This window comes from Mycobacterium sp. 852002-40037_SCH5390672, assembly GCF_001665875.1.
In the GTDB taxonomy this organism is placed as follows: domain Bacteria; phylum Actinomycetota; class Actinomycetes; order Mycobacteriales; family Mycobacteriaceae; genus Mycobacterium.
On sequence record NZ_LZTA01000093.1, the window covers coordinates 1 to 10,736 of the forward strand.

General features: G+C 68.1%; 11 protein-coding genes. 5 read left to right on the plus strand and 6 right to left on the minus strand.

From position 1 onward, the window contains the following. Nucleotides 1-849: class II glutamine amidotransferase (locus A5782_RS16600; protein ID WP_067102438.1), on the plus strand; the 849-nt coding region annotated here is incomplete at its 5' end. Nucleotides 850-873: 24 nt separating this feature from the next. Continuing rightward, on the plus strand, nt 874-1,743 hold the full coding sequence (locus tag A5782_RS16605) for a patatin-like phospholipase family protein (RefSeq protein WP_067102441.1): 870 nt from the start codon (nt 874-876) through the stop codon (nt 1,741-1,743). 31 nt (nt 1,744-1,774) lie between these two features. Here the strand turns inward: A5782_RS16605 and A5782_RS16610 are convergent, their stop codons facing one another. Next, the gene (locus A5782_RS16610) at nt 1,775-2,845 is read right to left on the minus strand and encodes a patatin-like phospholipase family protein (protein WP_197694258.1); all 1,071 of its coding nucleotides are present in this window, start codon (nt 2,843-2,845) and stop codon (nt 1,775-1,777) included. Between the two features lie 120 nt (nt 2,846-2,965). After that, entirely contained in the window at nt 2,966-3,379 is a 414-nt protein-coding gene (locus tag A5782_RS16615) for a lipoprotein LpqV (protein WP_197694259.1), read from the minus strand. A 155-nt stretch (nt 3,380-3,534) separates the two neighbouring features. Here A5782_RS16615 and A5782_RS16620 point away from each other — a divergent pair, with 155 nt between their 5' ends. Together A5782_RS16620 and A5782_RS16625 are read left to right on the plus strand one after the other, a co-directional pair. Next, the gene (locus A5782_RS16620) at nt 3,535-4,134 is read left to right on the plus strand and encodes a cysteine dioxygenase (RefSeq protein WP_067102448.1); all 600 of its coding nucleotides are present in this window, start codon (nt 3,535-3,537) and stop codon (nt 4,132-4,134) included. Beyond that, entirely contained in the window at nt 4,131-4,568 is a 438-nt protein-coding gene (locus A5782_RS16625) for a rhodanese-like domain-containing protein (protein WP_067102453.1), read from the plus strand. Before A5782_RS16620 ends, A5782_RS16625 begins: the two co-directional genes overlap by 4 nt. Here A5782_RS16625 and A5782_RS16630 read toward each other — a convergent pair. The 3 genes from A5782_RS16630 to A5782_RS16640 are packed head-to-tail and all read right to left on the minus strand — an operon-like array spanning nt 4,565 to nt 8,180. Continuing rightward, nucleotides 4,565-6,337 carry an alpha/beta-hydrolase family protein gene (locus A5782_RS16630; protein ID WP_067102454.1) on the minus strand — a complete coding sequence of 591 codons (1,773 nt, stop codon included), beginning with the start codon at nt 6,335-6,337 and terminating at the stop codon, nt 4,565-4,567. The two genes, A5782_RS16625 and A5782_RS16630, sit on opposite strands and share 4 nt — an antisense overlap. Before the next feature lie 9 nt (nt 6,338-6,346). Continuing rightward, nucleotides 6,347-7,129: an enoyl-CoA hydratase gene (locus A5782_RS16635; protein WP_067102455.1), complete on the minus strand. Its 783-nt coding sequence runs from the start codon at nt 7,127-7,129 to the stop codon at nt 6,347-6,349. Nucleotides 7,130-7,142: 13 nt separating this feature from the next. After that, a complete protein-coding gene (locus A5782_RS16640) occupies nt 7,143-8,180 on the minus strand; it encodes an enoyl-CoA hydratase/isomerase family protein (protein ID WP_067102460.1) in 1,038 nt (345 codons plus the stop codon). A 214-nt stretch (nt 8,181-8,394) separates the two neighbouring features. On the opposite strand from A5782_RS16640, the gene A5782_RS16645 reads away from it, so the two are divergent. Next, complete coding sequence (locus A5782_RS16645) at nt 8,395-9,246, plus strand: Bax inhibitor-1/YccA family protein (RefSeq protein ID WP_067102456.1); 852 nt, start codon at nt 8,395-8,397, stop codon at nt 9,244-9,246. A gap of 190 nt (nt 9,247-9,436) precedes the next feature. Here A5782_RS16645 and A5782_RS16650 read toward each other — a convergent pair whose 3' ends face one another. Next, nucleotides 9,437-10,654, minus strand: coding sequence for an acetyl-CoA C-acetyltransferase (locus A5782_RS16650; RefSeq protein WP_067102457.1), 1,218 nt, complete (start codon nt 10,652-10,654; stop codon nt 9,437-9,439). Nucleotides 10,655-10,736 lie beyond the last annotated feature (82 nt).

Sequence of the window (10,736 nt, forward strand, 5' to 3'; positions counted from 1 at the left end):
ACCGCGACCTTCTGGCTGCTGGATGCACCGGACAGCCTGTCCCGACAGAGCAGGAGAAATCCGGACGGCACCGGCCTGGGTGTCTTCGACGAACACGGCCGACCCCACCTGTACAAGGAACCGATAGCGGCCTGGCAGGACGCCAAATTCGCGACCGAGGCGCACCAGATGACCGGCACGACCGTCATCGCCCATGTCCGCTACGCGACCACCGGATCGCTCGACATCCGCAACACCCACCCGTTCTTGCAGGACGGGCGGATCTTCGCGCACAACGGCGTGCTCGAAGGACTCGACGTCATCGACGAGCGGCTGCGTGAGGTCGGCACCGACGATCTGGTGTTGGGCGACACCGACTCCGAGCGGGTCTTCGCGTTGATCACCGCCTCCATCCGGGCGCTCGACGGCGACATCACCGCCGGCCTCATCGACGCCATGCAATGGCTCGCCGAGCACGCCCCGATCTACGCGGTCAACGTGCTGTTGAGCACGGCCACCGACATGTGGGCGCTGCGCTACCCGCAAACCCACGAGCTCTACATCCTGGATCGATCCGCCGAGGCGGCTTCCCGTGATCCCGAATTCGACTTGCACACCTTGCGGATTCACGCGCGCTCCGAGCATCTGTGCGCCCGGCCGTCGGTGGTGTTCGCCACCGAACGCATGGACGGCGACACCCGTTGGCGTCTGCTGGAGCCCGGAGAGCTGATTCACGTCGACGCCGGGCTGCAGGTCACCCGCACTCTGGTGCTGCCCGATCCGCCCAAACATCTGCTGCGCCGCGAGGACCTGAGCACGCCGGTCGAGGACTCGCAGCACGCACTGCCGAGCACCCGACGGTCGGCCTGACACCGTTTGGCAGAGTTGGTGAGCGTGACAATTAAACGCGCCCTGGTGCTGGCTGGTGGGGGGATAGCGGGAATCGCCTGGGAGACAGGTGTTCTGCGCGGCATCGCCGACGAGTCGCCGGCGGTGGCCCGGCTGTTGGTCGAGTCGGACGTGCTGGTCGGGACCTCGGCGGGCTCGGCGGTCGCCGCGCAGCTCGGCAGCGGCCACACCCTGGACGAGCTGTTCGATCGGCAAGTCGCCGAGTCGTCGGCCGAAATCGATTCCGGGGTCGACATCGAGGCCATCACCGACATGTTTCTGTCGGCCCTGGCGGATCCGTATGAGGAGTCGCTGGACAGGACCCGGCAACAGATGCAGCGGATCGGTGCCGTCGCGCTGGCGACCACAACGGTTCCCGCGCCGGTGCGCCGAGATGTGATCGCGCGGCGCTTGCCGTCGCACGACTGGCCGGACCGCGAATTGCGGCTCACCGCGATCGACGTGGCCACCGGAGAATTGACCGTCTTCGACCGCGACTCCGGGGTCGACCTCGTCGATGCGGTGGCGGCCAGCTGCGCGGTGCCCGGGGCGTGGCCGCCGGTGACGATCGGCGACCGCCACTACATGGACGGCGGGGTCGCCAGCTCGGTCAACCTCGTGGTGGCCGCCGACTGCGACATGGCGGTGGTGCTGGTGCCCTCGGGCGTCGATGTGCCGTCGCCGTTCGGTGCGGGGCCGGCTGCTGAAATCTCGGCGTTCCCCGGGGCGGCCTTCGCCGTCTTCGCCGACGGCGATTCGTTGGCCGCCTTCGGGGCCAACGCCTTGGACCCGGCCTGCCGGATCCCGTCGGCGGTGGCCGGACGGGACCAGGGCCGCCGCGAGGCCGCGGCGATCGCCCGCTTCCTGGGTGCGTGACAGCGGTTGCCGCGCAGTGATGTAAAGCCGCTCAGCGTTCGAACGCGGGTGGGACATCACGGTCGTCCCCGACGTCCAGTGCGTCCAACGCCTCGTTCGCCAGCGCCCGCCCGGTGGCAATCACCTCCACCGCCCGGTGGAATTCCAGGGCCCGGCAGGTCGAGCGCGGGACCTCGATGAGCAGGTCGGGCGGGTAGACCGCCAGGGTGTGGCGCGCCAGCGCGGCCTGCGCGATGTCGATGGTCCGATTCATCACCTCGAAGCTGCCCAGTTTCGGCACATCGAATCCGGCACCGGGTAGGTCGCCGGCGTCGTCAGCGGCCGCGGGCTGCTCCTCGTCCGGGATGTCCGACCAGCCGTCCGACTCGCCGGTCGGCCCGCCCAGTCTGCTGAGCACCGCCCGCGCGGTCGGCCGATCGAGCAGCGAACGGGCGGCGGCCGTGTCGAGCAACGCGGTGGTGCTGCGCATCATGCGGGTCAACCACTCGACGGTGGCACCCGGCTCCGGTTCGCGGTTGGTGATCGCCTCACTGCCCGACAGGCTGACCGCGATGGTCAGGTCGGCGTTGACCGCGGCCAGCGGAGCCATCGGCAGCGGATCCAGGATGCCGCCGTCGGCGAGCAGCCGCCCGTCGACCGCGTGGGGGGCGATCACACCGGGGATGGCGATGGAGGCCCGGATCGCCTCGTCGAGGGGTCCGCGCTGAAACCACACCGACTTGCCCGCCAGCAGGTCGGTGGCCACCGCGGTGTACGGGATCGGCAGTTCCTCGATGGCGACCGGGCCCAGGATGTCGCGCACCGCGTCCAAAATCTTGCCGGCCCGCATCACGCCGGCCGCGCTGATGGACGGGTCCAACAACCGCAGGATGGTGCGCTGGGTCAGCGACTTCGCCCAATCGGAGAACTCGTCGAGCCGCCCGGCCGCTTGCAGGGCGCCGACGAGTGCACCCATCGACGAGCCGGAGACGCCGACGATGTCGTAGCCGCGGGCCGCCAGGGCCTCGATCACGCCGATGTGGGCGTAGCCGCGGGCGCCACCGCTGCCGAGCGCGAGTGCCACCCGAGTCGGTTCTGATCGACGCGGAACTTCGTCAGGCACCCCACCATCTTGCGCGGAGGCGGGCGATCGCGCGTTGGCAGAGGCCCTCGACGGGCGGCGCGGGCACTTTTTTCAGCCGTGATCCCAATTACGCGGCGGCGGAAAACCTAGGGCGCGGCGCTACCCGCATTCGTCGTTGGCGGCCGCGCGCGCGGCGACGATGACCGCCGCCTGCCGGGCCGGGGTCAACTTCGACCAGGGGGCGTTCCAGCTGCCCGCGGTGCCCGACGGCGACGCCTGAATCATCGACAAATAGGGCTCGAACAGCGACGCACCGGTCCGGGGCTGGGCGTCCATCCACTCTTTGGCGGCGTGACAGGCCTGGTAGTACTCCTCTTCGGTCGAGTCCGCGGGGACATCGACCCTGGTCGTCACGCCGCCGGGGGACAGGCCGACGGAGCCCGCCGGCGGCGAAGCCGGGCCGTTGGGGATGCCGGATTGCCGCGCCGGTGAGGAGGTGGGGGCACCGGTGTGGGCACCCTGCGAGCACCCCGTGACCGCCGTGACGATGCCCACCACACAGGCCGCTTTCACAACCGCGCCCCATCGCCGGGACCGATCACCGCACCAGCGCACGGTCTCAATCTATGCAACACTGGCTGCCGTGATGGAGCGCTTCGGATTTTGCGAGTGTTGTCGGCCTTAACACGCCGCCGCTTGTCCGATCCGTTTTCGCCCTGGAGCCCCTGATGTCTGTGCCCGTCGCCACCGCGGCTGCGCTACGCCCGCGAACCCTGCCAACCCCGTCCGCCGGCCCGACCCGGCTGCGAGTGCCTGATCTGCTCTACGCCACCGACCAGGCCGCCGACGATGTGCTCAGCGGGCGCTGCGACCATCTGTTGCCCGAGGGCGGCATACCCCGGTCGCGGCGCTGGTTCACCCGCATCCACGGCGACGAGGAACTCGACGTCTGGCTGATCAGCTGGGTGCCCGGCCAGCCGACCGAACTGCACGACCACGGCGGGTCGCTGGGCGCGCTGACCGTCCTTTCCGGATCGCTGAACGAATACCGTTGGGACGGTAGAGCTTTGCGACGCCGTCGGCTCGATGCCGGCGATCAGGCCGGATTCCCGTTGGGCTGGGTGCACGACGTGGTCTGGGCGCCCCGGCCGGTCGCAGTGCCCATCGCGGGGGCGCCGGGCGCCGGCACCGCGCAGCTGCAGCCGACCCTGAGCGTGCATGCTTATTCGCCGCCCCTGACCGCGATGTCGTACTACGAGATCACCGACCGCAAGACGTTGCGCCGCGAACGCACCGAACTGACCGACCAGCCGGAAGGATCGCCATGAGCCGCATCGATGTCGTCTTGAGATCGGCCCGGCGCCGGTACCGTCGCCTGCCCGCCGTGGAAGTGCCCGACGCGCTGCGGCGCGGCGCGGTGCTGGTCGACATCCGGCCGCAGGCCCAGCGCTTTCGCGAGGGTGAGGTGCCCGGCGCGCTGGTGATCGAACGCAACGTACTGGAGTGGCGCTGCGATCCCACCAGCGAGGCCAAGCTGCCCGAGGCCGTCGGCGACGACGTCGAATGGGTGATCCTGTGTTCGGAGGGCTACACGTCCAGCCTGGCGGCGGCCGCGCTGCTCGACATCGGCCTGCACCGCGCCACCGACGTCATCGGCGGCTATCACGCGCTGGCCGGCGCCGGCGTGCTGAGGGAGCTGGCCGGGGGCCGGGTCGATCCGGTGTTCGCGGACACCGGCGCGGCCGCCCGCCGCTGGCTCTAGCTCGTCTCGTCGGCGTGCAGCAGCGGACGCAGTTTCGCCGTTTTGTCCGGTGTCCAGCCGGGCGGTGACAGCACGGCCGCCCAGCCGTCGGCGACGTCGGCGACGTAGCGGTGGCCATGCCCGTCGGGTACGTCCACCGCCACCGCCATGTCGGCCGAGACCTGTAGGAAGGTGACGACCGGAATCCAGCGCGTCTGCGGCAGCACGTCATAGCCGCGCCGTTCGCGCAGCCAGTCGGGCTTGCTGAACAACAGGTCCGGCGTCCACCAGGCGATCGGATCCGAGGCGTGCTGCAGGTACACCACCCGCGGGTGATCCCACGGCGCGTTAGGACGCGTCAAATCCTTTGCGCGAGCGACGAATCGGACGTAACTACCGTCCTGGTAGATCGGTAACCACTGCGGCGACCCGGCGTCACGCGTCGACGTCAGATCGGTCCAGATGGTGTTTTGGAACGTCGGCCCGCTGAACAGGGCACCGTCGGTACGGGCCAGCACATTGTTCAGGCTCATGAATGGCGCCTCGCCGCCGAACGAGCCCAGGCTCTCGCCGAATACGACGAGCTTGGGTCGTTGGGCTTCGGGCATCTGGCGGATCAGCTTGTCGACGGCCTCGAACAGCGCCTGTCCGGCGTGCCGGGCGTTTTCCTTGTCCACCAGGAACGACAGCCAGCTCGGCAGGAACGAATACTGCATGCTCACGATCGCCGTGTTGCCGTTGTACATGTATTCCAGCGCGGTGGCTTCCGCCTCGTTGATCCAGCCGGTACCGGTGGTGGTGCCCACGGCGACGACGGGGCGCTGCAAACCGCCGGCGCGCTGCAGCTCACGCGCGGCGAGTTCGGCGGTCGCGGTGATGCCGTCGGCGGAGTTCAGCCCGGCGTAGGCCCGGATGGGCTCGGTCGCCGGGGCTCCGTTGAACTTGGTCAGATCATCGACCCTGGGACCGCCCTCGACGAAGACGCGGCCTTGGTGGCCAAGGGATTCCCACGACACCAGCGATCCGGCACCACCGGAGCGCAGCGGGGTCTTCGGTGCCGCGCTATCGGGGTTCATCTCGTTATTGGCCGAGGCGAACGTGTCGTTCATGGTGCGCATGGCGAACTTCAGCACGACACCGTTGAGCACGGCGACGGTCGTGACCACCAGTGCGACGACCACGATGGTCGCCGAGAGCCGAAACGGTACGAACCGGTCGACCTGACCGACCAGAAAGCGGACCAGCCAGCGGGTGAACTGTCCTATTTCGACCACCGTGAACAGCACCACCAGCGATAAGACTCCCGACAACGGGTAGTCATACCACTCCAAATGTGCCACGCCCATCAGGTCGCGCACGTCGTCCTGCCACACGTGGAACCAGATCGCCATGAGCACCTGGCCCACCACGCCGATCGGGATCAGCACCTTCCACGCCCAGCCCGGCGGCGGCGGGCTGTGATCCTTTTCGCGCATGAACCGCACCAGCCAGACCGAGAAGACGCCCAGCCCATAGCCGATGGCGCCGGAGAGCCCGCTGACCAGTCCCTGGAACAACGGGCCGCGCGGCAGCAGCGAGGGCGTCAACGAGAGCCAGATGAAGATCAGGCCGACCGTGGTGCCGGTGAACGTGTAATGCCGTACCCACCAAGGCTTTTCAGTCCATGGCAGGGTGGGCGCCGCGCGGCCGCGTCGAGGTGCGGGCCCAGGCGCCGGCGCGGCGGCCTCCTCGACGTCGTCGGCCGGGGCGTGATCTGCCTCGGTGTTTGTCGCGGAAACCCGTTCGCTCATGCACGCGTCCTAGCGGTGGGTGAAGTTCGGCGCGCGCTTCTCGACGAAGGCCGCCATCCCTTCGGTCTGGTCCTCGGTCGCGAAAGTTGAGTGAAACAGCCTGCGCTCGTAAAGAAGCCCCTCGGTCAGGGTGGCTTCGAACGCGCGGTTGACGGCCTCTTTGGCCATCCTGGACGCCGAACGCGACATCTGCGAAATGGTGGTGGCGACGGCCTTGGCCTCGGTCAGCAGATCGTCGGCCGGCACCACCCGCGAAACCAGGCCGCTTCGTTCGGCTTCTTCGGCGCCGATGGTGCGGCCGGTCAGGATGAGGTCCATGGCCTTGGCCTTGCCGATGGCGCGGGTCAGCCGCTGCGAGCCCCCCATGCCGGGCAGCACGCCGAGTTTGATCTCGGGTTGGCCGAATTTCGCTGTGTCGGCGGCGATCAGCACATCGCACATCATGGCGAGCTCGCAGCCGCCGCCCAGTGCGTGCCCGGCCACCGCGGCGATCGTCGGGGTGCGGACGGCGGCGAGCTTGCTCCAGGGGGCGAAGAAGTCGGCGCCGAAGGCGTCGGCGAACGACAGTTCGGCCATCTCCTTGATGTCGGCCCCGGCGGCGAACGCCTTGGCGGAGCCGGTGATGATGATAGCTCCGATACCCGGATCGTTATCGAGATCGGCTGCCGCGCTGGTGACTTCGTTCATCACCTGGGTGTTCAGCGCGTTGAGGGCCTTCGGCCGGTTCAGGGTGATGATGCCGACGCGCTCCTCGCGCTCCACCAGGATGGTCTCGTAATTTGCGTCTGTCATCCAAACCGCCTTTCTAGAAACTCAAGTCGTCGTCGACCGGAGCGAAATACGCCTCGACATCGGCCGCAGTGACTGCGGACAGCTGCGCCGGCGACCACTTCGGATTGCGATCTTTGTCGATCAGCTGTGCGCGAATACCCTCCACCAGATCGTGTGAGCGCAACGACGCCGATGACACCCGATAGTCCTGAACCAGAACGTCTTTCAGTGTTTCGAGTTTGGCGGCGCGGCGCACCGCCCCCAGGGTCACCGACAGCGCGATCGGGGAGCGGGTGGCGATCAGGTTGGCGGAATCGTTGGCCGGACCGGCGTCGTGCCCGCGCAGCGCGGCGACGATGTCCTCGACGGTGTCGCCGGCGAAGCATTCGTCTATCCACTCGCGTTGCGCGGCAAGCTCACTCGGCGGCGGTTCGACGGCGTACTTGGCGAGTGCGTTCTCGACGTCGTCGGTGACCACCGCACGCCGGAACGCCTCGACGTCACCGTGGGGGACGTAGTGGTCGGCGAAGCCCATGGCGATGGCGTCGGCTCCGGAGAACGGCGCCCCGGTCAGCGCGGCGTGCAGACCCAACCCGCCGGGAGCCCGGGACAGCAGATAAACGCCGCCGACATCGGGAATGAAGCCGATGCCGACTTCGGGCATGGCAATCTTGGAGGTATCGGTGACCACCCGGGTGTTCGCGTGCGCGCTGACGCCGACGCCGCCACCCATCACGATGCCGTCCATCAACGCCACGTACGGCTTGGGGAACTCGGCAATCCGCGCGTTGAGCAGATACTCGTCACGCCAGAAGCGTCGCGCCTCGACGCCGTCCTTGCGCGCACTGTGGTAGATGGAGACCACGTCGCCGCCGGCACACAGTCCGCGTTCACCGGCGCCGGAGAGCACCACTGCGCGCACCGCGTCGTCGTCCGCCCAACCGGTGAGGATGGCGGTCAGCGCGTCGACCATCTGCTGGTTCAGCGAGTTGATCGCCTTGGGCCGGTTGAGCGTGATCACGCCGACGTTTCCCTCGACTTCGGTCAGAACCTCATCGGATTCGTCGGTCACGCCCTCGCCTTCCATCGCCGGTCCAGCCCCGAGGAAGAAATCTAGATCGTCACGACCGGCGCGGTAGCCGCGGGTAAGGGTTATCTTTAACGCGACGACAACGGCGGAGGCCATCTTCACCGGAAAACGCCCAGGTCCGCTGGGAACCAGGGCGCAATACCGATCGTTGAGATTGTGTTCGCACAGCTCGAAGCCAATTAGAGAGGATCCGACGGTGCGGGAGACAAGCAACCCGGTATTTCGTTCGCTGCCTAAGCAGAGGGGCGGATACGCGCAATTCGGCACGGCCGCGCCCCCGATGCAGGGCTATGGGGCCGACCCCTACGCGGCTCCCTACCAGGCCCCGTACCAGGAGGCCAAAGCTTCGCGTCCGCTGACCATCGACGACGTCGTCACCAAGACCGGCATCACGCTGGCCGTGCTGGCGATCTCCGCCGTGGTCTCCTACTTCCTGGTCGCCCGCGACGTGGCGCTGGCCATGCCGCTGGCCCTGATCGGCGGGCTGGGCGGCCTGGCCCTGGTGCTGGTGGCCACCTTCGGACGCAAGCAGGACAACCCGGGCATCGTGCTCAGCTACGCCGTGCTCGAGGGCCTGGTCCTGGGCGCGATCTCCTTCGTCTTCGCCAACTTCTCGGTGTCGAACGCCAACGCCGGGGCGCTGATCGGTGAGGCGGTGCTGGGCACCTTCGGGGTGTTCTTCGGCATGCTCGTCGTCTACAAGACCGGGGCCATCCGGGTGACGCCCAAGTTCACCCGCATGCTGGTCGCCGCGATGTTCGGCGTGCTGGCCCTGATGCTCGGCAACTTCGTGTTGGCGATGTTCCACGTCAACGGCGGCACCGGGCTGGGCCTGCGCAGCGGTGGCACGGTGGCGATCATCTTCTCGCTGGTGTGCATCGCGATCGCGGCCTTCAGCTTCCTGATCGACTTCGATGCGGCCGACCAGATGGTCCGCGCCGGCGCGCCGGACAAGGCAGCCTGGGGCATCGCCCTGGGCCTGACCGTGACGCTGGTCTGGCTGTACCTCGAGATCCTGCGTCTGTTGAGTTATCTGCAGAACGACTAGCTCCGCCACAGAAAAAACCGGCACGCCCGTGGGTGTGCCGGTTTTTTCGTGTGCGTGCCGGTTCGGTATGCGATGCGGCCATTGGTGTGACGCAACGGCGTTGAGTGTGCAGCGACGGCGGCGTTACCCGGCGCGTCGCCGCCCAGTTTGCACGCTCGCCGCCCGGCACGCACGCTCGACGACGATCGGCCTAGCTCAGCCGCTCGATGACCATCGCCATGCCCTGGCCGCCGCCGACGCACATGGTCTCCAAACCGAACGTCTTGTCGTGCGTCTGCAAGTTGTTGAGCAGCGTGGTGGCGATGCGTGCGCCGGTCATGCCGAACGGGTGTCCCAGCGCGATCGCCCCACCGGAGACGTTCAGCTTGTCCTCGTCGATGCCCAGCTCGCGCGCCGAACCCAGCACCTGGACGGCGAACGCCTCGTTGATCTCGAACAGGTCGATGTCGCTGACCGACAGCTTGGCGCGCGCCAGCGCCTTCTTGGTCGCCTCGATCGGGCCCAGGCCCATGATCTCCGGGGACAGGCCGCTGACGCCGGTGGACACGATGCGCGCCAGCGGCGTCAGACCCAGTTCCTTGGCCTTCGTGTCGCTGGTGATCACCACCGCGGCGGCGCCGTCGTTCAACGGGCACGCGTTGCCCGCGGTCACCGTGCCGTTGGGCCGGAACACCGGCTTGAGCTGGCTGATCTTCTCGTAGGTGGTGCCGGGACGCGGGCCGTCGTCGGTGCTCACCGTGGTGCCGTCGGGCAGGGTCACGGGGATGATCTCCCGCTCGAAGAACCCGCTCTTGATCGCTTCCTCGGCGCGGTTCTGGCTGCGCACTCCCCAGTGGTCCTGGTCTTCGCGGCTGATGCCGGTCAACAGCGCCACGTTTTCCGCTGTCTGCCCCATCGCGATGTACACGTCGGGCACGTTGCCGTCGGCGCGGGGGTCGTGCCACTCGTCGGCGCCTTCGGCCGCGGCGGCCGACCGCTCCTGCGCCTCACCGAACAGCGAGTTCTTGGTGTCCGGCCACGAGTCGGCGCTGCCCTTGGCGAACCGGGACACGGTTTCCACACCCGCGGAGATGAAGGCGTCGCCCTCACCGGCCTTGATCGCGTGGAAAGCCATCCGGGAGGTCTGCAGCGACGACGAGCAGTACCGGTTGACGGTGGTGCCCGGCAGGAAGTCGAAGCCGAGCTCGACGGCGATGACCCGCGCCAGGTTGTAGCCGGCTTCACCGGCGGGCTGGCCGCAGCCCAGGATCAGGTCGTCGATCTGGTGCGGGTTCAGCGCGGGCACCTTGTCGAGCGCGGCGCGCACGATCTGGACGGTCAGGTCGTCGGGGCGCATATTGACCAGCGACCCCTTCATCGCGCGGCCGATCGGCGAGCGAGCAGTTGAGACAATGACGGCTTCAGGCATGGTTGTTCCCTTCAGATCCCTTCAGATCCATTCAGATCCCACAGACGGGGCTGGCTCGCTTCACCATCGGGCGCCACGTCCA

What these genes read in the sequence shown, in the direction of transcription:
- A5782_RS16620 (WP_067102448.1), top strand. Translation starts at nt 3,535, where the DNA reads ATGTCTGTGCCCGTCGCCACCGCGGCTGCGCTACGCCCGCGAACCCTG.
- A5782_RS16625 (WP_067102453.1), top strand. Translation starts at nt 4,131, where the DNA reads ATGAGCCGCATCGATGTCGTCTTGAGATCGGCCCGGCGCCGGTACCGT.
- A5782_RS16630 (WP_067102454.1), bottom strand. Translation starts at nt 6,337, where the DNA reads ATGAGCGAACGGGTTTCCGCGACAAACACCGAGGCAGATCACGCCCCG.
- A5782_RS16635 (WP_067102455.1), bottom strand. Translation starts at nt 7,129, where the DNA reads ATGACAGACGCAAATTACGAGACCATCCTGGTGGAGCGCGAGGAGCGC.
- A5782_RS16650 (WP_067102457.1), bottom strand. Translation starts at nt 10,654, where the DNA reads ATGCCTGAAGCCGTCATTGTCTCAACTGCTCGCTCGCCGATCGGCCGC.